The organism is Corallococcus sp. AB011P, assembly GCF_003611605.1.
Taxonomy (GTDB): Bacteria; Myxococcota; Myxococcia; order Myxococcales; family Myxococcaceae; genus Corallococcus; species Corallococcus coralloides.
Genome location: NZ_RAVX01000022.1, coordinates 1 through 23,319, shown reverse-complemented (window position 1 = coordinate 23,319; position 23,319 = coordinate 1). Strand labels below are relative to the sequence as shown.

General features: G+C 68.7%; 22 protein-coding genes and 2 tRNA genes. 10 read left to right on the top strand and 14 right to left on the bottom strand.

Features of this window, described 5'->3' with window-relative positions; all coding sequences use genetic code 11:
• Nucleotides 1-7: 7 nt before the first annotated feature.
• The 6 genes from D7X30_RS34770 to nfi form a co-directional block, all read right to left on the bottom strand.
• The gene (locus D7X30_RS34770; protein ID WP_120567273.1) at nucleotides 8-1,177 is read right to left on the bottom strand and encodes a metallophosphoesterase; all 1,170 of its coding nucleotides are present in this window, start codon (nucleotides 1,175-1,177) and stop codon (nucleotides 8-10) included.
• Between the two features lie 12 nt (nucleotides 1,178-1,189).
• Nucleotides 1,190-1,447: an acyl-CoA-binding protein gene (locus tag D7X30_RS34765; protein WP_014394349.1), complete on the bottom strand. Its 258-nt coding sequence runs from the start codon at nucleotides 1,445-1,447 to the stop codon at nucleotides 1,190-1,192.
• A 45-nt stretch (nucleotides 1,448-1,492) separates the two neighbouring features.
• On the bottom strand, nucleotides 1,493-2,008 hold the full coding sequence (locus D7X30_RS34760) for a DUF2267 domain-containing protein (protein WP_120567272.1): 516 nt from the start codon (nucleotides 2,006-2,008) through the stop codon (nucleotides 1,493-1,495).
• Nucleotides 2,009-2,110: 102 nt separating this feature from the next.
• Entirely contained in the window at nucleotides 2,111-4,459 is a 2,349-nt protein-coding gene (locus D7X30_RS34755; RefSeq protein ID WP_120567271.1) for a GMC family oxidoreductase N-terminal domain-containing protein, read from the bottom strand.
• A gap of 383 nt (nucleotides 4,460-4,842) precedes the next feature.
• A complete protein-coding gene (locus tag D7X30_RS34750; protein ID WP_120567270.1) occupies nucleotides 4,843-5,058 on the bottom strand; it encodes a DUF2905 domain-containing protein in 216 nt (71 codons plus the stop codon).
• The gene (gene nfi / locus D7X30_RS34745; protein ID WP_120567269.1) at nucleotides 5,055-5,768 is read right to left on the bottom strand and encodes a deoxyribonuclease V; all 714 of its coding nucleotides are present in this window, start codon (nucleotides 5,766-5,768) and stop codon (nucleotides 5,055-5,057) included. Before nfi ends, D7X30_RS34750 begins: the two co-directional genes overlap by 4 nt.
• A gap of 181 nt (nucleotides 5,769-5,949) precedes the next feature.
• Between nfi and D7X30_RS34740 the strand changes: the two genes are divergently transcribed.
• On the top strand, nucleotides 5,950-6,198 hold the full coding sequence (locus D7X30_RS34740; RefSeq protein ID WP_014394344.1) for a hypothetical protein: 249 nt from the start codon (nucleotides 5,950-5,952) through the stop codon (nucleotides 6,196-6,198).
• An 11-nt stretch (nucleotides 6,199-6,209) separates the two neighbouring features.
• Nucleotides 6,210-6,794 carry a ThiF family adenylyltransferase gene (locus tag D7X30_RS34735; protein WP_120567268.1) on the top strand — a complete coding sequence of 195 codons (585 nt, stop codon included), beginning with the start codon at nucleotides 6,210-6,212 and terminating at the stop codon, nucleotides 6,792-6,794.
• Nucleotides 6,795-6,804: 10 nt separating this feature from the next.
• Here the strand turns inward: D7X30_RS34735 and D7X30_RS34730 are convergent, their stop codons facing one another.
• A complete protein-coding gene (locus D7X30_RS34730; protein WP_120567267.1) occupies nucleotides 6,805-7,956 on the bottom strand; it encodes an LOG family protein in 1,152 nt (383 codons plus the stop codon).
• Between the two features lie 18 nt (nucleotides 7,957-7,974).
• A complete protein-coding gene (locus tag D7X30_RS34725; protein ID WP_120567266.1) occupies nucleotides 7,975-8,820 on the bottom strand; it encodes a hypothetical protein in 846 nt (281 codons plus the stop codon).
• Nucleotides 8,821-9,181: 361 nt separating this feature from the next.
• Between D7X30_RS34725 and D7X30_RS34720 the strand changes: the two genes are divergently transcribed.
• From D7X30_RS34720 to D7X30_RS34705, 4 genes are all read left to right on the top strand, one after another.
• Nucleotides 9,182-9,257 (top strand) — tRNA-Pro (locus D7X30_RS34720).
• A gap of 27 nt (nucleotides 9,258-9,284) precedes the next feature.
• Nucleotides 9,285-9,359, top strand: a tRNA-Leu gene (locus tag D7X30_RS34715).
• 425 nt (nucleotides 9,360-9,784) lie between these two features.
• A complete protein-coding gene (locus D7X30_RS34710; RefSeq protein WP_147443395.1) occupies nucleotides 9,785-11,530 on the top strand; it encodes a PKD domain-containing protein in 1,746 nt (581 codons plus the stop codon).
• 264 nt (nucleotides 11,531-11,794) lie between these two features.
• Nucleotides 11,795-13,933: a kelch repeat-containing protein gene (locus D7X30_RS34705; RefSeq protein ID WP_233591976.1), complete on the top strand. Its 2,139-nt coding sequence runs from the start codon at nucleotides 11,795-11,797 to the stop codon at nucleotides 13,931-13,933.
• Nucleotides 13,934-14,033: 100 nt separating this feature from the next.
• On the opposite strand, the gene D7X30_RS34700 is transcribed toward D7X30_RS34705, so the two are convergent.
• The 3 genes from D7X30_RS34700 to D7X30_RS34690 form a co-directional block, all read right to left on the bottom strand.
• A complete protein-coding gene (locus D7X30_RS34700) occupies nucleotides 14,034-14,717 on the bottom strand; it encodes an SdpI family protein (RefSeq protein ID WP_120567264.1) in 684 nt (227 codons plus the stop codon).
• On the bottom strand, nucleotides 14,714-15,001 hold the full coding sequence (locus D7X30_RS34695) for an autorepressor SdpR family transcription factor (RefSeq protein WP_120567263.1): 288 nt from the start codon (nucleotides 14,999-15,001) through the stop codon (nucleotides 14,714-14,716). Before D7X30_RS34695 ends, D7X30_RS34700 begins: the two co-directional genes overlap by 4 nt.
• 258 nt (nucleotides 15,002-15,259) lie before the next feature.
• Complete coding sequence (locus D7X30_RS34690; protein ID WP_120567262.1) at nucleotides 15,260-17,005, bottom strand: DUF4215 domain-containing protein; 1,746 nt, start codon at nucleotides 17,003-17,005, stop codon at nucleotides 15,260-15,262.
• A 166-nt stretch (nucleotides 17,006-17,171) separates the two neighbouring features.
• On the opposite strand from D7X30_RS34690, the gene D7X30_RS34685 reads away from it, so the two are divergent.
• Both D7X30_RS34685 and D7X30_RS34680 read left to right on the top strand, forming a co-directional pair.
• A complete protein-coding gene (locus D7X30_RS34685) occupies nucleotides 17,172-17,438 on the top strand; it encodes a hypothetical protein (RefSeq protein ID WP_120567261.1) in 267 nt (88 codons plus the stop codon).
• Nucleotides 17,439-17,719: 281 nt separating this feature from the next.
• Nucleotides 17,720-18,346 (top strand): hypothetical protein, encoded by a 627-nt coding sequence (locus tag D7X30_RS34680; protein ID WP_120567260.1) that lies wholly within the window; start codon nucleotides 17,720-17,722, stop codon nucleotides 18,344-18,346.
• Between the two features lie 97 nt (nucleotides 18,347-18,443).
• Here D7X30_RS34680 and D7X30_RS34675 read toward each other — a convergent pair whose 3' ends face one another.
• The 3 genes from D7X30_RS34675 to D7X30_RS34665 all read right to left on the bottom strand — a co-directional run bounded on the left by D7X30_RS34675 (nucleotide 18,444) and on the right by D7X30_RS34665 (nucleotide 21,355).
• Complete coding sequence (locus D7X30_RS34675) at nucleotides 18,444-19,478, bottom strand: outer membrane protein assembly factor BamE (RefSeq protein ID WP_120567259.1); 1,035 nt, start codon at nucleotides 19,476-19,478, stop codon at nucleotides 18,444-18,446.
• 87 nt (nucleotides 19,479-19,565) lie between these two features.
• Nucleotides 19,566-20,174 (bottom strand): isochorismatase family cysteine hydrolase, encoded by a 609-nt coding sequence (locus D7X30_RS34670; RefSeq protein WP_120567258.1) that lies wholly within the window; start codon nucleotides 20,172-20,174, stop codon nucleotides 19,566-19,568.
• Between the two features lie 89 nt (nucleotides 20,175-20,263).
• Nucleotides 20,264-21,355, bottom strand: a complete 1,092-nt coding sequence (locus D7X30_RS34665) for a vWA domain-containing protein (RefSeq protein WP_120567257.1) — start codon at nucleotides 21,353-21,355, stop codon at nucleotides 20,264-20,266.
• A 187-nt stretch (nucleotides 21,356-21,542) separates the two neighbouring features.
• On the opposite strand from D7X30_RS34665, the gene D7X30_RS34660 reads away from it, so the two are divergent.
• Together D7X30_RS34660 and D7X30_RS34655 are read left to right on the top strand one after the other, a co-directional pair.
• On the top strand, nucleotides 21,543-22,781 hold the full coding sequence (locus D7X30_RS34660) for a styrene monooxygenase/indole monooxygenase family protein (RefSeq protein WP_120567256.1): 1,239 nt from the start codon (nucleotides 21,543-21,545) through the stop codon (nucleotides 22,779-22,781).
• Between the two features lie 90 nt (nucleotides 22,782-22,871).
• The coding region (locus D7X30_RS34655; RefSeq protein ID WP_120567255.1) for a hypothetical protein at nucleotides 22,872-23,319 on the top strand (448 nt) is incomplete at its 3' end.

Sequence of the window (23,319 nt, the reverse complement as noted above, 5' to 3'; positions counted from 1 at the left end):
CCTTTGTTCAGCCCGGCAGCAGGATGATGCGGGCAATCTCCGGCGGCGCGGCGACGCGCATGGGCGGGCCCACGAAGCCGCACCCGCGGCTGACGTAGAGCTGAGAGCCGCCCTGCTGGCTCAGGCCCGCGTTCTGCTCACCCCAGATGAGCTGGCCCAGCACGTTGCCCGGGAACATCTGTCCGCCGTGCGTGTGCCCTGAAATCTGGAGCCCCACGCCGCGCTGGGCCACCACCTCGAAGTTGGAGGGCTGGTGCGCCAGCAGCACCGACGCGCGGTCCGGCCTGCGGCCCTTCAGCGCCGCGTCCAGGTCATACCCGGCCTCACCGAACCGGCTCGCGCTCCAGTCGTCCACGCCGATGAGGTCGAAGGACGCGCCCGCGTCCCCAATGGAAACGGCGCGGTTGCGCAGCACGGTGATGCCCAACCCCCGGACGAACTCCGTCCACGCCTCCACGCCGGAGTAGTAGTCGTGGTTGCCGGTGACGAAGTACGCGCCGTGCCGGGCCTTGAGCGCGCCGAAGCCGCCCACGTAGCGCCCCAGCTCCGGCACCGTGCCATCCACCAGGTCGCCCGTCACCGCGATGAGGTCCGGCTTGAGCGCGTTGGTGCGCGCCACCAGCTCGTCCACGAAGCGGCGCTGCAACACCCCGCCAATGTGGATGTCGGTGAGCTGCACCAGCGTGAAGCCCTCCAATGCCTTGGGCAGTCCGGGCAGCCGCACCGGGATGTCGCGCACGTCCGGAGGGTGGAACGCGCGCCAGGTGCCAAAGGTGCTCACCGTCGCGCCCGCCACGGTGGCCCCTGTCGCGAGCCCCCGGGCGAGGAAGGCCCGGCGCTCGGGCGACGGCGGCTCCGGAAGCTTGCGCGCCTTGGCGAGCACGCCCCGAACCACGTCCAGCCCCAGGGTGAACATGAACAGGTAGAGCACCAGCCCCATCCACATCAGCAGGGCGATGCCCGTCCACCACGCCACTTCGGAGGAGAACATCGCCCCCACCATCCGGGCGCCCAGCGAGCCCACCAGCCCCCCGGCGAAGAGCACCATCCCCGCGCGGCGCGGGGCCTTGCTCGCCGTCACGTCGCGCACCAGGCGGCGGTACAGGTAGACGTGCGCCAGCACGAGCAGCGTGGTGACCGGCACGAGGAACAGCGCCATCCGGAGCCATTGGGGCATGAGGGGCCGTGTCTACCCGCGCAGGAGCTTGTCCACGAGCGCCACGTACTGCTGCTTCGCGGCGTCCTTCGCCAGCCCCTTGCGGCCGGCCCACGCGTCGTACTTCGCGCGCCCCTTGATATCGAGCATGCCGGGGCGCTTGCCCTGCACGTCCCCTTCCGTGCCCTGCTTGTAGAGGGAGTACAGCTCCAGCAGCGTGTCGTTCGAAGGAGCCTTGGACAGCGTCTTCACCCGGCTCTGTGCGGCGCTGAAGTCATCATCGAGGGCCATGCGCGGTCTCCGGCAAGCGTGTGCCGGAGACCTTAACAGCCGGCTTCACATCGTCGGCAGCCAAAGGTGGCGGATGTCCTCGGGCAGTTGGGCGCTCACGTCCTCCGCTTCGCCTTCGCTGATTTGATGACGGACGGCGTCCATCACCGCGCGCACCACGGGCTCCACGGCGTCCGGATTCAAGGCCAGGTCCTCGCCCACCAGCTTCAGCAGCTCGTCGCGGCCGAACTTCGACGGGCGGGAGTCGGCGTCGTGGCGCTCACAGCGGTGCAGCAGCTCCGTGAGCTTGCGCGGCAGCTGTGCTTCCAGGTCGGAGGACTCCTCCGCCTGGATGCGTTGCTCCAGGCCGCAGAGCACGGAGACGGCCGCCTGCTGGGCGACGCTCGGGGACATGCCGCCCCGGTCGCAGAGGTGGTCGATGAAGCGGGCATACGTCTGACTGGCCCGCATCGCACTGCGCCGCGCACGCCGCTCCTCGATGGACAGCTCGCGCCGCTCCTCCGCATGCTCCTCATCCTGGGGTGCGCCGGAGCGGCGCTGCGGATCACGGTCTTCAGCCATGGGGGTCCTCCCTGTCAGTCCCGGTGGGTAACAGGGTGCCCATGCCCGCCCCGGAGGGCACGTCATCGCGGACTGTTGCACTGTCCGCCGGCTGCCTGACTGCTAGGCGGCCACGCGCCGGACGTACGTGTCCCAGAGGGCGCCGAAGAAGAAGCCGCCGAAGCGGGCCAGGGCCTCCGCCCGCTGCACGCCGTCCCGGGCGTTGAGCACGCGCAGGGTGGTGAGCTGGCGCGCGAACTCCTCCGCCGTCAGCCGCAGGAAGCCCCGGCCCATGCACGGCGCCTCCGGGCCGTCGCCCCGGTGCAGGGACACGAACAGCGTCGTGGTGTCCTTCCACAGGTCCAGGCCCGGGTCGTCGTAGAGGTCCTTGTAGCCCTCCAGGTAGTACGCCTCGCCGGCCTCGCTGAGCAGGTGCAGCAGGTACTCCATCCGCTGGCCGCCCGGCCGCGCGTGCTCGCGGGTCATCAGGCGCAGCTCGCCGCGAGTCACCACCAGCGGACGGGACGACAGCACCGGCGCCGTCACCGTGCCCATCAACTTCAAGGGGTGGCGCTCGTCGCGCAGCGTCGCGTCCAGGTCCTCGGCCGTCACGGTGAGCACGAAGCGAAGGGGCGTGGCGTCGTCGCGCTCCGGGTCGCCGGCCTCCAGGTGCGGGGCCTTCACGTCACCGGACAGGAAGCCGTGCATCGTCTCCGTGAAGCGCACGCCCACGGGCCCGGGGGCCTGGGGCGCCGAGGCCTCCGGCAGCGGCGCGTAGTCGATGGTCCACCCGTGGCGCCGGGCCATCAGGACGCAGGCGCGCTCGGCGACGGCGGAGATGGTGAGCAACGGGTTGATGCCCAGCGAGCGCGGCACCACGGAGCCGTCGGACACGTACAGCCCTTCATGCACCGCGTGGCCGGAGGCGCCGGAGAAGACGCGCCCCTCGTGGTCCACCACGCCGTCCTCCGCCCGCTCGGCCATGACACAGCCGCCCAGCGGGTGCGTGCACAGGAGCTCCTTGCCGAAGGCCTCGGACCAGAGCGGGTAGCGCACGAAGGTGCCGCCCAGCGCGGCGGTGGCCCGGCGCAGGCGCTCCTCGATGCGGGTGAGCTGCGGGTCGCGGCCGGCGGCCGGCCAGTGCAGGCGCACGCGGTCGTGCTCCAGCCGCAGCTCGCCCTTGCCCTCGTCGTGCGACATCACCATCAGCGTCTGCGTGTGCTCCACCGCGCCGTGGTCCGGCCCGCGCACGAAGCTGTCCGCCTGGCGCAGCCGCTCCTGGACCCAGTCCAGGATGCCCTCGTCGGTGTCCTCGCCCACCAGCGCCGCGGCCCCCGCGAGCGCCGCGGGCATCAGCGACGCGAGCGCGCCGGGGATGGCGCCCTCCTCGATGACCATCCCCTCGTCCAGGCGCGCGGTGTCGCGCTGGTCGATGACACCCGCGATGCAGGGGCCCACCGGGTCGCGCGTCTCGTGGTCCTGCTCGCCGTGGCCCACGCCGTGGACGGGCATGTCCAGGTTGTAGCCGAAGGCCAGCACGTCTCCGTTGCTGCTGAAGCGGTGGCCCAGCTTCGAGGACACAGGCAGGCCGAGCTCGCGCGAGCGCAGCAGAATCTCCGCCGTGCCCATGGTGCCGGCCGCCAGGACGACGTGGTCCGCGGTGAGCCAGGCGTCGGGCGCGTCGAAGCGCTCACGGCCGGTGTTGAGGGGGCGGTAGTAGACGCGCCACTTCGAGCCGTCCGGCACCACCGCGCGCACCGACACCTCGGTGAAGATGCGGGCCCCGTGCGCGTGCGCGTCCGGCAGGTAGTTCATCAGCACGGTGTTCTTCGCGCCGGTGTTGCAGCCCGTGGCGCAGTCACCGCACAGCGAGCATCCCGGCTGCCGCACGCCCGCGGCGTTGACGCCCGCCTCGAACGTCACCGCCACCGGAGGCCGCGTCATCCGTCCGCCCAGCTTCTCAGCGGAGATGCCGAACGTCTTGAGCTTCTGCAGCGGCGGGTGGTCCTCCGGGTACGGCAGGGGCCGCAGCATCAGCTCCGCGTGCGCGAAGCCGTCCTCCAGCAGGCCGTGCACGTCGGCGCGCAGGGCCTGGGGCCAGCGGAGGTCCTCGAACACGCGAGGGTCGGGCCGCATCGTCACGCCCGCGTTGATGAGCGACGTGCCGCCCAGGCCGCAGCCGTCGATGACGGACACGTCGCCGTTGCGGTGGACCTCGATGAGGCCGGTGGGGCTGCCCACGTCCAGGTCGCCCTGGCCCGGGGCGCAGTGGAGCTGGAACTCGGCCACCGCCTGCGCGGGCGTGCGAGGCATCTCCCCCGGATGCATCTCCCGGCCACGCTCCAGCACGCACACCTGCTGCCCTGCGCGCGACAGCCGGCTGGCGGTGATGCCTCCGCCATAGCCCGACCCCACGACGACCACGGGGTAGTGGGATGCCAGCTCACTCCACGGGGATGACAGCCTGCGCATGCTCACCTCGGGCGGCCTGACCGCCGCCGTTTTTCAGATGCTGCTTTTATTCCCCACCGGTGACATCCGGGACGGGGGCCGCATGCTGCGCGGTCCAACGGCGGGGATCCACTCCCCGTCCGGCCCCACGCTCCCCGCCTGTCCCCGGTGACGGGGCCTCCCCTGTCCGGCCGGACAGCAGGCGGCCCACCTGTCCGGTCGGGCCTTCGCCGGTCAGACGCAAAGGGCGCTCATCCTTGAGAGGAAATCCGCTCGCCCCGCCCGGCGCGGTGCCAGAACCTGTCCGACTGTCGGACAGGTTTCCGCAGTGCGCCCCCCGCAGGGGGCGGCCCGCGGGGTTCTCGCCTTCTCAATCCGTGGGCAGGGGCTTCACGCCCAGAGGCCTAGAAGAAGCGGCGCACCACCCAGGCGCCCAGGCTCAGCAGCACGGAGATGAGGAACATGGACGCCAGCGGCGCGTAGACGCGCGTGTTCCCGCGCTCCACGCGGATGTCCCCGGGCAGCCGGCCGAACCAGGAGAAGGCGCCGGCCCACACCAGCAGGCCCACGACGGCGAGCCCCAGGCCCGCCACCACCAGCATCAACCCCACGGATTTCATCCGGGACTCCCCTCCAACTCCGCGGCCTCACCGCCCGCGCGGCGGAAGGCGTTCACCAGCCGGTGCGCGTGGCGCGTCGTCTCCGGCTCACGGTAGCGGGGGCTGGCCTTCAAGACCCACTCCACGGCGGTGTCCAGGTCCATGCGGTGGCCGGGAGAGACGTACACGGGGCTGACGCCGGTGCGGGTGCGGACCGCCATGCCCACCACTTCTCCCTTATGGGTGATGGGGGACGTGGCGCCCCGCCGCTCCGCGAGCTTCCCGGGCGTGCCCACCAGCAGCGACTTGGCGCAGCCGATGGAGGGGATGTCGAACAGCAGCCCTCCATGGCAGGCAATGCCCACCCGTCGCGGGTGCGCGGTGCCCTGGCCGTCGAAGACGAGCACGTCCGGGCGGACGGTGAGCCGTTCCCAGACGGCGGCCAGCACCGGCAGCTCGCGGAAGGACAGCAGGCCGGGGACGTAGGGGAACGTCAGCGTCGCCGTGGCCACGGCGTGGGCCACCGGCTGAAGCGTCTCCGCGTCAAGCACCACCATGCCGCCATAGCCCGTGTCGTTGCCCTTCTCCGTGGAGATGTCCGCGCCCGCCAGGCGGGTGATGCGCAGGCCCGGAGGCGGTTCGAGGATGAGCTGCTCGCGCAGGCGCTTCTGCAGCGCCACGGCCTCCGTGGGCGTGACGTTCCAGGGGTGCGGTGCTCGCGGTGACTCCATGCGTCTCCTCCCGTGAGCCCAACACTGTGCATCCTCCGGCCGGAAGGTGACGGCCGCTCCCCTCCCCCACGTCCAGGAGGCGACGGAGGCCAGGGCGAGGCTGCTCACGCGGCCGGGTTGTCAGGATGCACCTGGGGGCACCGTCCCGGGCCAGGGTTCCCTTCCCTGGAGGCACGCGACCATGGCGACGCTCAACATCACCTATGACGGACACTCGGCGGACGTGCCGGTGGAATTGGAGCGGCACATCAGCGACGCGGACGTGCGCCGCATCGCGGTGGAGCTGGTGCGCTCTGGCGGAGTGCCGGGCCTGCACCGCTTCCAGCTGGGGGACGAAGCCTTCCAGCACTACGTCGTGGACCGCTTCCGGGGCGCGCACGGCGAGGAGCGCATCTATCTGCGTCCGAAGGTGCCCTTCGGGGCGTGCTGAGGGCGGCCACCATGCGCATCGTCTTCTGTGGCGTGGGGGCCATCGGGTCCGCGGCGGCGCTGCTGTGCCGCAACCTGGACGCGACGTTGGTGTTCATCGACTTCGACCGCGTGGAGTCGAAGAACCTGCTGTCGCAGGCCTACGTGAAGCCGTCCGTCGGAAAGAACAAGGCGGAGGCGCTGAAGCTCCAGCTGCACAACCTGCACGGCGTGAAGGCGGAGTCCTTCGGCGTGCGCCTCACACACGACAACGTGGAGGCGCTGTGCAAGGGCACGGACCTGCTGGTGGATGCCTTCGACAACCAGGACAGCCGCCAGCTGCTCAGCGACCACGCCCGGAAGACGGGCACACCGCTGGTGCACGGCGCGGTGTCCGCGGACGGCATGTTCGGACTGGTGCGCTGGGATGAACGCTTCACGCCCGACACCGAGGACGCGCAAGGACAGGCCACCTGCGAGGGCGGCGAACACCTGCCCCTCTTGGGCCTGCTGGCCGCGACGCTCGCGCGGGCGGTGCAGGACTTCCTCAAGCACGGGGTGAAGCGGGACGCGTTCGTGAACCTGAACGCCGTCACCCCGGTCGCGGATCAGGGCTGAGCCGTCGCGGTCAGCCCACCCGCGCCAGGGCCGCGCGCTCTTCATCGAAGCGCACGAGCGCCTGGACGATGTCCTCCTTCGAGTCCGTGAGGAGCAGGTGGCTCGCGTACTCCTGCCCCTGCGCCAGGTGCTCCAGCAGCGGGTACACGGGCCGCGTCTTCGTCCAGAACTCGCGGCCCAGGAAGAGCATGGGGCTGATGACGCCCACGGTGTTGTAGTGGTTCTGGCACGCGTCCTGGAAGATCTCCTGCACGGTGCCCGCGCTGCCGGGTGAATAGACGACGCCACCCCGGGCGATGGTGAGCAGGCCCTCCTCGCGCACGCTGTTGGCGAAGTACTTCGCGATGCGCGTGGCGAAGGGGTTGGGAGGCTCGTGGCCGTAGAGCCAGGTGGGGATGCCCAGGCTGTCGCCCATCGCCGCCGCGTCGAGCAGGGGCCACATCGCGCGCACCTCGAAGGCGCGCGCGAGCCAGTCCCGGTCCTTGTAGGACGGAGCCCGCGCCAGCACCGCGAGCGCCGCGTCCAGGTCTTCATCCGGCCGCGCGGCGAACCACGCGCCCAGGTGCGTGGCCTCCATGGCGCCCGGGCCGCCGCCGCTCACCAGGAAGAAACCCAGGCGCGCCAGCGACCGGGCCAGCTCCGCCACGGAGCGGTAGGCCTCCTGGCCTCGCAGCATGGAATGGCCACCCATGATGGCCACCACCCGGCGGGGCTTGCCCTGGTCCAGCAGCGCCTCCTCCAGCGCGTCGCTGACGGCGTGGTCGTGAAGCCGCTGCGCCAGGGTCTCCAGGATGGAGGGAGGGTGCGCCCCACCGCGCGAGTTCCAATGCGCGTAGATGCGCGCATCCAGCGTGTCCGCGTAGGTGTCCGGGCGGGTCGGGTCGAAGCCCGCGTACAGCTCCTCCGGCGTGTAGAGGCTGCCCCGGTACGGGCAATAGGGCAGCCCGGAGAACGGCGGGAACACCATGGCGCCCCGCGCGAGGACCTGTTGCAGGGTCGCGGGCTCCAGGAGACAGCCCAGGAAGACGGTGCCAGTGAGGTCCGCCTTCAGCAGCGCGTCGCCCCACGCGCGCAGGTCCAGCCCCTGGAGGATGACATTGGCGAGGCCGCGGCCGTCGCGAAGGTGCTGCTCGAAGGCAGCCAGGGTCTCGAGTTCCGTCATGGATGTCTCCGCGTGGGGCTACACGCCGGAGAGTAGCTCGCGGACCGTCTTCTTGCTGCCGAGCATCTCCTTCCAGGCAGGCTGGGTCGTGGCGACGGAGGCCGCGATGTTCCTGCGAATGTCGTCGACCGGCGCGGGGCTCGTATTGATGCGGTACTCCACGGTGGGCTTGTCGTGGAGCGGCGCCTGTTTCTTGAAGAGGGCCTTTCGCCCCTCGTACACATCCTTTTCGATGACCGAAAAGGGCTTGTTCCTGGCGATCGACCAGGAGGCCCGGTACTTGCGTTCCTTGCGCTGGGCCTCGTCCTCGGGCAGCGCATCCCAGTCCTCGTTCATCCCAAGCTTCGCGAACATGCCCTGCATGTCGTCATGGACGGCGGCTTCGAGCAGGGGGAGCAACTCCAGCCGGTTCCGTTCGACGAGGTCCTCCACGGACGCGCTGAGCGAGTAGTGCCCGAAGTAGCTCTGATAGATGCAGGCCTTGCGCTCGATGCATTCGATGAAGAAGGAATGCACCTTGAGCGTGCATCGGCAGTACCAGCGACCGTAGTTGCCGATCATCTCGGAGAGCACCTTGCTCAAGAACGCGCCCGAGCTGACCTCCGTCAGCGTGCCTGCCTTCGCATCGGTGGTCCGGGAGGTGACGTCATCCAGCCAGCCCGAGGTCGCGCCGCAGGAGCCCGAGAACTGCTCCGCCAGCATCCATTCGACGTAGTCCTTGAAGGGCCTGTCCAACAAGGCCAACACCGCCTCCTCGGAGGGGCCCTCCGGGTTGCGCGCGGTCGCCAGGATGGCGCTGGGCGGGAGCATGTAGATCTCCAGCTGACTGAGCGTGAGCTCCTTCTCCTTGGCAACCTCTTGCATGAGCTGCGCGATTCTCACGGACGTGCCTCCGGTACGGGGTTTCCCAGGCTACACCCGTGCGCGCCCGGTCCACGAGCCGGAGCCTGTCAGGAACGGATTTATCGCCCGTCATTCCTCTCCAGAAAGGAGGGATGCCCATTGCAGATCCGAAACACGCTGGACCCGAAGCGCCCCGCCACGAAGGTGACCTCTCTGGAGAACCTGGAGCTGGCCACCCCATCCTTCCGTGGCAGTGCGCCCGGGACCTGACGCTCGCACCCGCCCCCCGGTGACCCGGGACGGCGTGACGAGGGCCGGGTTCCCGAAGGGGGACCCGGCCCTTGTCGTGTCCGGGTCCTCCCTCGAAGGTTTCCCCAAGCATCGGGATGTAGCTCAGCCTGGTTGAGAGCGTGCGCCTCGGGCGCGCAAGGTCGCTGGTTCGAATCCAGTCATCCCGACTTCAAACCCAATCAAAGACACACCCCGCCGGGGTAGCCCAACTTGGTAGAGGCGCCGCGCTCAGAACGCGGAGGTTGCGGGTTCGAATCCCGCCTTCGGCACACCTTCAGGCCTGGCAATCCCAACGGGTTGCTGGGCTCACCCGACGCACCACGCCTGATTGAATGAAATCGTGGCCCCGGCACCTTCATCGCGGTGGCGAGTCTGACCCATGGCACCTGGAGCCGGGGAGAGGGAATGGGCAGTCAGCTTCTGCACGTTCGGGTGGTACCCAGGTCAGCCCCCCGCGAGTTTTAAAGCATTGATTCGTGCGCTCATCGTCTCCTCTCACGAGCTGGCACTTCATTCCGGCCCGCCAGCATTTCGAGGGGGACGAACTTTGAACCAAGCCATACACATCCGAACCGTTTTCCTCCTGGTGTCCCTGGGAGTGCTGTCCATTGCCTGTGGTGGCTCCACCACGCCTCCCCCGCCACCCGAAAATCTGCGCCCGGTGGCCCGTGCGGGTTCCTCCCAGGAGGGGGTGGTGGACCATGCCGTGGAGCTGGACGGCAGCGCGAGCACCGACCCGGAAGGCCAGGCACTCAGCTATGCGTGGACCGTCGTCTCCGCCCCGTCCGGCAGCAAGGCCGCGCTCTCCCAGCAGTCTTCCGCGAAGCCTTCCTTTACCCCTGACCTGGAGGGCGGCTACGTCCTCAGGCTGGTGGTCAGCGACGGTGCGCTCGAGTCCGAGCCGGCCTTCCTCACGCTCTCCGTGCGGAGCGCCGCCCCCACCGCGCGCCCGGGTGCGTCTCGCGCCGTGCTCAGCCGCAAGCCGGTGACGCTGGATGGCAGCGCGAGCACGTCCTCGACGGGTGAGCCCCTCACCTTCACCTGGTCCTTCGTGTCCGTGCCCGAGGGCAGCGCCGCCACGCTGCGGGATGACACCGCGATGAAGCCCACCTTCGTCCCCGACCAGGACGGCGACTACGTCATCAGGCTCGTCGTCAGCGACGGGAAGCACGCCTCCGCGCCGGCACTCCTCAAGGTGACGGCCGAGAACCGGGCGCCCGTGGCGGACGCCGGTGCCGACCGCGTGGCCATCGTTGGCACGTCCGCGACCGTGCCGGGCAAGGGACAGGACGAGAATGACGACCCCCTGACCTTCGCCTGGACGCTCAGCCGCAAGCCCATGGGCAGCACCGCCACCCTGCGGCAGGCCAATACCCAGACGCCCTCCCTCACGCTGGACGTCGAAGGCAGCTACGAACTGTCACTCGTGGTGGAGGATGGCCGGGCCGCGAGCCCCGCGGACACGGTGGTCATCACCGCCCAGCAGCCCTCCGTCCACAGGCTCAGCCATCGCGTCATTGACGCCGAGTACAGCAAGGCGCTCGACCGGGTGGTGATGGTCGCCACCAACCCCAACGCCCTCTACCTCTACGACCCGTCCACGCAGACGGAGACCTCGGTCGCCCTGCCCACGACCCCCACCGCTGTCAGCGTGGGACCGGACGGCCTGTTCGCGGCGGTGGGCCATGACGCGAACATCTCCTACGTCGACCTCTCCGCGCCGCGACTGGTGAAGACGGTGCCCGTCACAGCCGATGTCTTCGACGTCGTCCTTGCCGGGAATGGCTTCGCGTATGCCTTCCCGCGCACGGACCAGTGGGTGTCCATCCACTGCATCGACCTGGTCTCCGGCGTGGAGACGCTGAGCGGTTCCTGGTCCATCCGCGCCGGCACCCGGGCGCGCCTGCATCCCGGGGGGACGGCCCTCTACGGCGCGAACAACGGCCTGTCGCCAGACGACATCGAAAAGTATGACATCAGCGGCGGCACCGCGCAGATGATCTACGACTCGCCCTACCACGGAAGCTATTACATGTGCGGGGACCTGTGGTTCTCCGAGGACGGAGCCCGCATCTTCACCGCCTGCGGCAACACCTTCCGCGCCTCCAACGCCAGGAACGAGGACATGACGTACGCGGGCGCGCTCCCCGATGCGTCGTCCATCGGTCACCTGACCCACTCCACCGCGGCCGGCCGCATCGCGCTGGTCCTGGAGAGCTACTGGAGCACCACGGTGGGCAAGGACGTCCGGCTCTACCACCCGGACTTCCTCGGCTTCGACCAGAGCATTCCGTTGCCGCGCTTCAAGGTGAATGGCACCTCGCACGACAGCTTCGGCCGCTTCGTCTTCTACTCCGCTGCGGGCGACAGGCTCATCACGGTGGTGCAGGCCGCCTCGAGCTCCGGCCTGCTGAACGACTACGGCGTCGTCACCTTCTGACCGCCGCGCACGGCCCGGGATGCCGCTCCGGTCCCGGGCCGACAGGGCAAATTGCCTTGTCTCTCCAGACATGACGTCATTCAATCCATGACACGAAGAACAACGCAGTCATGGGCGTGCCTCGCGGTTGTCCTCCTCACTGTCGCGGCGGGGTGTGGTGGCCCCCAGGAGCAAGCGGCGGGTACGGGTGAGGTGCACCTGCTTGCGCAGGCTCTCTCCTCGTCCGATGTCGCCTCCGTGGTGGTGGAGGTCACCGCAGCGGACATGCCCACCCGCACCGCGAGCCTCGTGAAGACGAATGGCCAGTGGAGCGGAATCCTCGGCAACCTGCCCGCGGGCACCCTGCGCACCTTCATCGCCGAGGCCTTCAATAACAGTGGGACGAAGCTCTACGCGGGAACGGCCACCCACGTCACCATTCTCGCCCAGCAGACGACGGCGGTTTCCATCACCTTGCAGGAGGTCAATCCGGCGGCGCCTTTTGAGAATGCCGCGCCCCGGATTGTCTCACTGTCGGCCGCGCCCGGCACCGTCGGGCCCGGGGGCACGGTGAGCCTCCAGGCGGCCGCCTCGGACGCCAACCCGGGCGACACCCTGACGTACAGCTGGAGCGCGCCCTCGGGCAGCTTCGCCCAGGCGGGCAGCCTCTCCACCACCTGGACGGCGCCCGCGTCCGCGGCCACCGTGCCTCTGACCCTGACGGTCACCGACTCGAAGGGTGCCCAGGGCAAGGTGACCTTCAACGTCACCGTCACCACCGGCAAGGGGGACGCCATCGTCAACGCCTCCATCAACACCTGGCCGCAAGTGGACAACATCTCCGCCAGCGTCACCGCCCTTGAGGTGAACGAGTCCACCACCGTCTCCGCCACGGCCTCTGACATTGACGGGGACTCCCTGGCCTACCACTGGGCGGCCTCCTGCCCGGGCACGTGGACCGACGCCCACTCCGCCACCGCGCGGTTCACCGCCACCGCGCAACCCTCCAGCAGCGCGTGCAACAACTGCACGCTCACCGTCACCGTCACGGACTCCCGCGACGGCCAGCCCGTTGGCGGTCAGACCACGGGCACCTTCTCCCTCTGCGTGGGCCCCAAGAAGACGGCCACCTTCCCGCCCGACATCACCGAAACCTTTCAGTCCGCCACCTCCACGTCAGCCCATGGCACTGTCACCTTCCGCCTCAAGGCGGTGGACCCGCAGGGCAGCGCCATGGCGTTCTCCTGGACGGCGAACGCGGGGACTCCCGGCACCCCCACCTCCAGCGCCAATACCAGCGAGGTGGCGTGGACGGCGCCCGCGTGCGTGACGGCGGCCCTCCCCACGCTCACCGCCACGGTCACCAATGCCCTGGGCGGCGTCTCCACCCATTCCTTCACCGTGACGGGCCTTCCCGCATGTGTGAACTCGGGGTGGGTCTCGACGGCGACGATGGTCGGCGCTCGCTATGGCCACACGACGACGCTGCTGCCCGGGGGCAAGGTCCTGGTCGCGGGCGGCCAGAGCAATACAATCCTTCGGACGACGGAGGTGTATGACCTCACCTCGGGCACCTGGAATGCAGGCGCTAGCATGGCCTCAAATCGCACCCAGCACGCGGCGGCGCTGCTCAATGGCAGGGCCCTGGTCCTGGGAGGCATCTCCATCGGGGGCGCCGTCCTCGCGGCGACAGAGCTGTACGATCCAGCCTCGGGCTCCTGGAGCGCTGCCGCCGCCATGACCTCCGCGCGTGCTCGGCAGACGGTGACCCGGCTGCCTGATGGCAGGCTGCTCGTCACGGGTGGATACAACGCCAACGGGGCTCTCGCGACGGCGGAGCTGTATTCGTCGGCCACGGGCACGTGGACCGCCGCGCGCTCCATGGCTTCTCCTCGCGAGAACCACACGGCGACGCTGCTCGACAACGGCAAGGTGCTGGTGACGGGGGGAATCAACGGCAGCACGCATCTCGCAATGTCGGAGTTGTACGACCCTGTCTCGAACACCTGGAGCGCCGCGGGCTCCATGGCCTCTGCTCGCGGGGAGCACACGGCGACGCTGCTCAACAATGGCAAGGTGTTGGTGACGGGAGGGCTCAACAGCAGCACGCCTCTCGCATCGGCGGAGGTGTACGACCCGGCCTCGAACACCTGGAGCGCCGCGAGCTCCATGATTTCGTCTCGCTCCCAGCACACGGCGACGCAGCTCGACAATGGCAAGGTGCTTGTCGTGGGAGGCTTCAACGGCGTCAACATCGCGGCGGCGGAGTTGTACGACCCGGCCTCTGACGCCTGGAGCGCGACCCAGCCCATGGCTTCGTCTCGGCGCATCTACACGGCGACCTTGTTGCCCGATGGCAGGGTCTTCGTCGTGGGGGGATTCAACGGCAATCCCCTCACCGCGGCGGAGTTCTACACGCCCTGAGTCCCACGGCTCGTGGACACGCCTCGCGCCGGGCAACGAGGAGCAGCACGCCCGGCGCCGGCGGCAATAAGAACGGGACAAGACGGCTTGAACAGCGCATTCACGCAGAGCGATGCGAGCCCGCATCGTCGGTCGGTCCGTGCTTGTCCCCCTCGATGCGGCGATAGAGGAAGTACGAGTAGAGCACGGGAGTCGCCGCCGCGACGGCGACAGCCGCAAGCACGGGGACCGGACCACCGCCGAGAAGCCCCGCGACGAGGACGATGACTCCCGCGAGGACGAAGAGCCTTCCTCCCAGGCGATGGGTGCGCAGCCAGACCTCGTCGCTCGCGAGCGTCCAGGGCGTCCGGATTCCACAGAAGAAGTTCTTCGTGAACTTCCCCATGTAGTTGCCCAGGACCATCAGGACCAGGCCCGCGCCCGCGGGAACCACGCGCGCCATCGGCACGGACACGCCGATGCCCGCGAGCAGGACCAGGGCGTTGAGCAGAAACAGGAACGCGACCAGCACCGCCTGGATGCCCTCGAAGACGCCCTGGAATCGCTCCACGCGGTAGCCCCTGGGCGAAATCCGCGGCACGGCCACCAGGACCAGATACACGGCAGCCATCACCAGCGGCAGGACGAAGGGCCCCCAGGGCTTGGGCGTGTACCCATCCACCACCCCCTCGGCATTCCAATGCGTGGGGATCGACTCCGGCAACTGGCCGTAGAGCATGAAGGCCATCGCGAACGCCACGACGACGAATCCCAGACTCAGCACGTTGGCTCGGCTGATGCTCATGACGGTTCTCCATTCCCTTTTTCGACCTTGAAGAGGTCAAGAAGGACTGCCGCTACGTCCTCGAACACGGTCGTATTGAGGGAGTAGACGATCTGCTGCCCGCGGCGCTCACAGCGCACCAGGTCCGCGGCTTTGAGCACGTTGAAGTGATGCGACAGCGACCCCTTGGTGATGTCGAACGCCTCAGCGAGTTCTCCCGCTGACTTCGAGCCGCCCTGCAGGAGCTTGAGCACCTTGCGCCGGGTCGGGTCGGAAATTGCCTTGAAGACCTCCTGCGTTCGCATCACGACCTTTTGATATTTTGAATAACTTCAAAATAACGACTAAAAGAGCCATGTCAAGTGGAATGCAGGGGCCACCTCACGCCCAAACCAGGCCAGCGCCACCAGGGGCAAACGGGCGCGAACCCGTACTGGATGAACGGCAACCCGAACCGCGATCCCCGCCTCCCCCCCAGACCTGGAAGAAGGCAGACATCGAAGACCGAGGGCCAGGCACGGCCCCCAGCAGGTCAGCCCTTCCCGGAACGCCTCCGAGGCTGGCTACAACTCCAGCCTGCAGGTGGCGGCGCAGCCGTCGCGGCTGACGGTGTTTCCGTCGTCGCACTCCTCGCCCCGGTCGTATTGTACGACCCCGTCGCCACAGCGGATGCCGAGCAGGCAGCCCGGGGCGCATTGCCCGTAGCCCCCCTGGTTCGTGCCATCGTCGCACTCCTCGCCCTCGTCCAGCCTGCCATTGCCGCAGGCGGAGATGCACACCCTGGGCGGGCTGGCCGGCAGGAACGAGGAGAGTTGCAGCTTGTAGCCCGAGCCCGTGGTGAAGCGTTCCGCCTGGAACACGGCGACCTCATAGACACGGCCTTGCTGGAGGCCCAACACGGACGCCCGGTCTGCGAGGTTCACGGTCGCGGACAGGCTGCCGTGAACCCCTCCCATGTCGATGGCGAGCTTCCCGTTGATGAAGACCCAGACGTCGTCGTCTCCCGTGAAGACGAGCTGCTCGACGCCCCGGTACTCGAACCAGAAACGCGTCTCGCTGGTGAAGCTGTAGTTGTGCGGCGCTCCCGCGCTGTCCGGACGCGTCGTCTCCTGCCCCGCGGCCACCCAGCCCTTGCCGTCGAGCGGGAAGAAGGCTGTGTCCTCGAACAGATAGGCGAGGCTGCTGGGAGAAGAGGTCCGCGACAGGGGCAGCGTGGAAACGGCGGTCAGGTTGACGTCGGTCACGTCGCGAAACCACTGGTCGAAAGACACCACTCCATGCGTCGTGGCGGAGAACACACCTGTCTTGGCATAGACGGGCTTGCCGGTCGGGCCCAGGGCGGCCTGGACGATGCCTGTCTCCTGCCCGTTCGCGTTCTGGAAGTCGATGTGGCCGTTGGGCAGGTCATTCCCCCGGAAGTCGCGGTAGACGATGGGGAGCCTCAGCGTGGACAAGGGCTCTGCAAGGACGCAGGCGAAGCCCTCTTCGATTTGACAGGTCGCGGAGCAGCCATCGAAGTCGCGATGGTTGCCGTCGTCGCACGACTCTCCGGCCGCGAGGATGCCGTCGCCACAGAGGGTCTCGCAAACCCCATTCACGCAGCGGGGCTCCCGCTGGCACAGCGGCGAGCAGCCATCCCCCAGGTCGTGGTTGCCGTCGTCGCACTGCTCGGTGCCTTCCACCTTGGCGTCGCCGCAGATCGTCTCCGTGCACGGCTGGCCCACGCCGTTGCACACGGAGCCCTGCTCCAGCCGGCAGGTGGCGTTACAGCCATCGCCGCTGACCGTGTTGCCGTCCTCGCATTCCTCCGGGGCCGCGATGATGCCGTCGCCACAGCGCGCGGCGTGGCACCTCAGGCCGCTGGCGCCACAGTTCCACCCCGGCTCGACCTGGCAGCTCGCGTTGCAGCCGTCGCCGCTCGTGGTGTTCCCGTCGTCACATCCCTCGTTGCCCTCCTTCTTTCCGTCGCCACAGACGGGCAGGGAACCCGCGTCGACAGGGTCGGTGCCGGCATCAGTGGTGCCCGCGTCCTCGGTACCCGCGTCCACCGTCCCGGCGTCGATGCCCGCGTCCTCAGGGCCCGCGTCCACCGTCCCGGCGTCGAGGCCCGCGTCCATCGTCCCGGCGTCGATGCCCGCGTCGGTGCCTGCATCATCCTCGGGCTGCGTCCCGGCATCCGCCCCGGCGTCCACATCGGAACCGGCGTCCTGGGTCCCGGCTGAGGCATCGGGCCGGGTCCCCGCATCGGAATCCGTGGTGGAGTCACCTCCACAGGCCGCGAGTGAGAGCAGGAGGGTGGCGCAAAACATTCGCGCCCACAGGGATTTACGGGAGCCGGTCTGGGTCTTGTTTGTCATACGGAGCGCGCATGCTGTGAGCCCCGAGAGCAGGAGTCAAAGGGTTGCGAGCTTTTGTTTGTCTCCGAATCCAAGGGCATCCATGCCGGGAGTCACACCCACACACGAGACTCCGGGGATGCCCGACCTGAAGAGCGTCATTCTTTGCCTGGGCGAGCTCCTCCTCGTGGGGTGTGCCAGCGGTCGCGACACCTCGCCTTCGAATTCAGACCACCGGCTGTTGACGCTCGCGACGGACGGCGAGCCGACCGCGACGGTGGCACTCAACCTGCGGCTGCTGAAGACAGCGAGCACGGATCCAACCTGGAAGGACACGGTCGAGTCCGCGGAGCAGCACCTGCTGAAGCTGGGAAACATCCCGCCCAGGCTGTGGCCCCTCACGTAGAGCGTCTGGCTGTTGCTCGCCTTCAGCCACGCAAACACCTGCGCCTGCATCAGCTGCAGCACGACGCCCGACGCAACCCGCTCCTGATGACTGGAGACATCAACGCCTGACGGCAGTCACCAGGCGCAAGCCCGGGGCACGGGCGGTGCCTCACGTGCGCCCAAGGAAGATCAACGGTTTACGCATGACCTGGCGGGGCAGGGGCGTTGGCATGCCCGCTGCTATGGGTGTCCTCGTCGCTGAGAGCAGCACTCACTCCCCTTCCAGAAAAGAGACACGTCATGGCCATCCGCTCCGTTCGCAGCCCCTCCGCCCGCCCCAGCCCCTCCTCCACCAAGCCGGGCGCTGCGGACGCCGCCTCCAAGCCCACCAAGCCGGGCGCTGCGGACGCCGCCTCCAAGCCCACCAAGCCGGGCGCTGCGGACGCCACCTCCAAGCCCACCAAGCCGGGCGCTGCGGACGCCGCCTCCAAGCCCAACAAGCCGGGCCTTCCGGACGCCTCGGCGTCCTCCCCCTCCGGGAAGCTGGGCAACAAGCTGTCGGCCCTGAAGCAGGACGGTTTCGACGTGGGCGGCATCGGCGGCAAGGCCGCGGAGCTGGGCAAGCTGCTGGATAGCGCCGCCACCGTACTGAACAGCATCGCCCAGCTGGTGCAGGGCATCACGCAGGGCGTGCAGGGTGTTGCCCAGGGCGTGCAGGGCGCCGCGGATGCGGTGGGTGGCGTCGCGGGCGCGGTGGGTGGCGCCGCGAACGCGGTGGGCGGCGCGGTGGGCGCGGTGGGTGGTGCCGTGGGCGCGGTGGGTGGCGCGGTGGGCGCGGTGGGCGGTGCCGCGACCAGCGTGCTGTCCCTGGCCCAGCCCCCGATGCAGGACCCGACGGCCGGCATGAGCCAGGCCCCGACCCTGTAGTCGTCCGCCGCGAGGCCTGAGGCGGTGATGAAAAAAGGCGTGACGGCGATGAGCCGTCACGCCTTTTTCGTGTCGTCACGGACTTCCAGCCGCCGCGCTACTCGATGGCGGCGACCTTGTCGTCCTTGCCGAACTTCACCCGCACCTTGGACGTCTTCGACTTCCAGTAGGTCCAGGTGCTGGAGTGGAACGACGGCGTCTCATGCGCGGGCGGCGGGCCCCACGCCATGCGCACGGCCTCGCGGCTCATGCCGGGCTCCACTTCCGACGCGGAGACCTTCTTGCGGTCATCCACCGACAGCGCCTCCAGCTTCGCGGCCTGGTCCTCCGGCGCGAACGAGGCCTGGAACAGCTTCCAGGTCTCCGAACCCGAGCGCGCGTCGTTCGTGAACTCGAGCTCCGCGCCGGTCTCCACAACCTTGAACTTCACGGAGGACGAGCCCTTGTCCAGCACCTCCACCTTCGCGTTGAACGGGATGATGGGGCCCTTGAGGTAGTTCACCCAGGACACGGTGCCGTCCTCGAAGTGGAAGTTCGCGGTCGCGTAGTAGGCCTTCTCCACCACGGGGGCGGGGGCGGGCGCGGGCGCGGCCACGGGCTCGTTGCTCAGCCGCACGACCTTGTCATCCGGGCCGAACTCGACCTCGAACGTGGACAACTTCGAGTTCCAGTACGTCCAGCGGTTGCCCTGGAGCGACGGCGTGCGGTGCGGCGGCGGAGGACCGGCCGTCAGCAGCACGGCCTCGCGCGACATGCCCCGGGCCAGCTCTCCGGCGCGGACCTGCTTCTGGTCCTCGGGCGTCAGCGCGGCGATGCGCGGGGCCGGGTCCTGCTCGGCGAAGAAGCCGGCGAAGAGCACGTTGATGGGCTTGCCCAGGCTCCGGTGCGTCACGAACCGGAACTCGACGCCGGAGTCGACGACCTTGCAGCGAATCTCATCGTTGTCCCGCTCGAGGACCGCGACCTTCGCCCCAACGGGGATGGCCGCGCCCTTGCCGCGGTAGTTCACCGCGGAGAGCTGGTTCTTGTTCAGCAGGAAGTTGGCCTGGGCGTACAGCACCTCGGCCTGGGCACTCATCGCCGTCAGCAACCCCAGCGCGAGCACGGCGCTGAGGACATTCTTTCGATACACGCGAAAACCCCCTCGGGTAGGCAGCGGCGTGCTTGTAGTGGTGTCGCACGCACTGCCGCAAGGGGGTTCGCGCCGCCTCGCCCTGCCCTACGCCCCCAGCATGCCAATCACTTCCGACGACGGCATGGGGCGGGAGAACATGGGGAAGTCATACTTGAGCGCGTTGCGGTGCTCCTCCGCGGAGGTGGCGGCGGCGCAGTCCGTGAGGGTGATGACGTTGTAGCCGTGCTCGTACGCGGTGCGCATGGTCGACTCGACACAGCAGTTGGTGAGGAAGCCGCCCATCACCACCGTCTTGATGCCCTTGCTGCGCAGGATGAAGTCCAGATTGGTGCTGGCGAAGGTGTCCAGGCCGCGCTTGCCTTCCACCACGATGTCGCCCTTCTGCGGCGCCAGCGAATCAATGATCTGCGCGCCCCAACTGCCCTTCACGAACGCCTTCCCGTCCACCACGCCCTTCAGGATGCCGTAGGGGTGCCGGGTCAGCTCGCCGTAGCCTTCCGCGAAGGTGATGGGCGCGTGCATCACCGTCACGCCCTTCGCGCGCGCGGCCTTCACCACCGCGAGGGTGTTCTCCAGCATCTTCGTTTCCGCCATCACGCCCTTCACGGCCGGGTGCAGCACCCCGCCTTCGGTGGCGAACTCGTTCTGGTACTCAATCAACAACACAGCGGTGGTTGAAGGGTCGAGCGACATGGCGGACTCCGAGGCACAGGGACCGGACCATTCCGGACGTCCGCCATGTTTGTCAGTCATTCCAACAGGCCGTCAAGCCATCCCCCGGCTCAGGCCGCGGCGCGAGCGCCGTCCCAGTCCTCCACCTCGTAGAGGAACTTCGTGCCGCCCTTGAGCTTGCGATTGGCGGACGTGCTCTGGACGAAGACGACGTACTTCTCCAGGCTCGCGGGCCGGATGCGCACCGTCTCCCCGGGCGGCAGGCCGAGCATCTCCCGCGCGCGCTCGCCGCTGTAGAGGTCGCCGGACTTGCGGTCCATCAGCACGACCTCCTTGCGGCCCTGGATGGTCTCCGTCTTGGTGAACTCGTAGAAGCCGCGCCCCGTCTTGAAGCCCAGGCCGTTCTCCGTCACGAACTCCTTGATGGCGCTGTCCGCCTCCACCTCCAGCACCTGGAAGCGGCCCGGAGACACCGCGCGCAGGTCCGTCTCACCGAAGAGCGTGGACGCGGCCCGCTTGAGCATCGTGTTGAACATCGCGTTCAGGCCGCGGTTCATGCGGCCCTCGCGGGACACCTCCGCTTCGTACGCCTGGAGTTGCGCGTCCGAGGACTGCTTGTAGCAGACGGCCAGCAGCATGTCGGTGACGTGCGAGAACTGATCCAGGCTCAGGTGGAAGCCACCCGACTTCTCCGCCAGCTCCTTGTAGAACGACGTCGCGTGACGGCGGTTCAGCGCCTGGACGCCATACACAGGCACGCCCTGCTCCCCCAGCGCGGCCACCTCCTTGCGCCAGTCCAGCTTCTTGGGGTTGTGCTGGGGCGGGTGCGGCACGTCGTCGCCAATGAGCACGAACGCCTTCGTGTAGCCCTCCGTCCAGGACAGGCTCCGGGCCTCGTGCAGCACCAGCTCGTAGCACTCCGGCGCGTCGCCGCCGCCCGTCTGCTCCACCTTCTCCACGAAGCGGGTGATGGCCTTGGCGTCGTCCGTGAGGTCCAACGCCTTGGTCACGTAGGTGGACTTCGCGTCACAGTAGTCGCCGTGCGCGATGATGCCGATGCGGATGCCCGGAATCTCCTTCGTCAGCCGGGCCACGGCGGCCCCCAGCTTCTTCCGCACCTGCGCGAGACACGGATACATGCTGCCCGTGGTGTCAAAGCTGAAGACGACCTCGACGCGGTTATCAATCACAGACTTCGCCATGACGTGTTCCCCCTCGTGCGTTTCTCGCTGCGACAGGAGGAACAGTACTCGCGGGGTCTGACATGGAAGGGGGCTTCGAGGCGTCGGTTTCCGGGCGGCCTCGTACCGCCGTCCGTAGCCAGGACCGGGGGCTCGTTGCGTAGTGTCCTGGCAGGGCGTCACGCCCGCGCATCACCCAGGGGGGACCATGAGGGACATCGGCATCATCGGGGCGGGACAGGCGGGTCTGCAGCTCGGCTTTGGCCTGCTGGAGAAGGGCTACACGGTCACCGTCTACTCGGACCGCACGCCCGAGCAGATCTTCAACGCCCGGCTCGCCGCGACCACCTACCTCTTCGGCCGCGCGTGCCAATACGAGCAGGAGCTGGGGCTCGACTTCTGGAAGGGCCCGGGGGAGTACGCCCGGGGCGGAGACCTGGACGTCTGCCCGGCGCCGGGCCAGCGGGCGCTCCGAGTCCAGGGGCGCATCCTGAATCCAGGCAAGTCCCTGGACCTGCGGGCGAAGTACTCCCGCTGGCTCGCGGAGTTCGAGCGGCGCGGCGGCAGCGTGGTGGTGCGGGACGTGGACGTGGACGCGCTGGAGGTGCTCGCGACCGGGCATGACCTGGTGGTCGTGACGACGGGCCGCAACAGCTTCACCCGGCTGTTCGAACGGGACGCCGAGCGCAGTGTCCACACGCAGCCGCCGCGGAACCTGGCGGCAATGATTGTCACCGGCATGAAGCCGCTGCACGAGACGCCCTACCCCGCGCTCAAGTTCATCCTGACGGCGGGCCACGGCGAGTACTTCGCCATGCCGTACTTCGACCGCATCCGGGGCCCGCTGAACTGCCTCCTGCTGGAGGCCATCCCCGGCCAGGGGTTGGACCGCTTCGGCGGCGTGAGCACCGCGCGGGAGGCGATGGAGCGGATGAAGCAGGTGCTGCGGGACTTCTCACCGTGGGTGGCGGAGCGGCTGGAGGGCGCCAGCATCGTGGACGAGTCCTCCTGGCTCACCGGCGCGTTCACGCCCACGGTGCGCAAGCCGGTGGGGCGGCTGCCCTCGGGGCGCACGGTGATGGGGATGGGGGATGTCGTCATGCTCAACGACCCCATCGCGGGCCAGGGGCTCAACAGCGCGTCGAAGCAGGCGCATGCGATGACCCAGGCCATCCTCGCGCACGGTGACCAGCCCTTCACGCCCGACTGGATGGAGCAGACCTTCGAGCACTTCTGGCGAACGGAGGGCCAGTTCATCACCGCGTTCACCAACATGCTGCTCCAGCCGCCTCCGCCGCATGTGCTGCGTTACCTGGGGGCCGCGTCGGCGGTGTCTCCACTGGCCGACATGTTCTTCGACAACTTCGGAGAGCCGCAGCGCTTCTGGCCCTGGATTGCCAGCCCCGACGAGACCGAGGCGCGCATCCAGCACGCGGCCGCCGCGTAGCGGCTGTAAGTCTTTGTCATTCCCACCCGGCCGGTCCTTCATTCCCGGTCCGGGTGGCTGAATCCTCTCAGTCCCAAGACAGGGGGGAACATGACGATTCAGTTCGGATTCATCGACCAGGGTGATGGCGCCAACCTGCGGACGCTCCCCGCGGAGATGAAGGGTTCCACCTGCCTGACGCCAGCGCCCCTGCCTCCGGGCACGCGGGTGAGCGTCATCCGGGACCATGCCCAGGCGCCTGGCTGGTCCTATGTCTCCACCGTGGCGGGGGGATACCTGCTGCAAGGCTATGTGCAGACCCTGCGCATCACGACCCAGCTGCCGGAGCCCGCGGCGACGCTCTATCCGGTCCGTGCAGGGGACCGCCTGGAGCCCATCGCCGCGCGCATCTACCGGCAGGCCATCCAGCCCGGGCGGGACCTGCGCTTCTACGAGAATGTCATTCATCACGTGAACGTGAAGAGTGGCCGCAAGGGGGTCCAGCGCGTCGACGGTGACGTGCGGCTGGTCGCGGGCGAGCGCATCTGGCTGGTGAGCA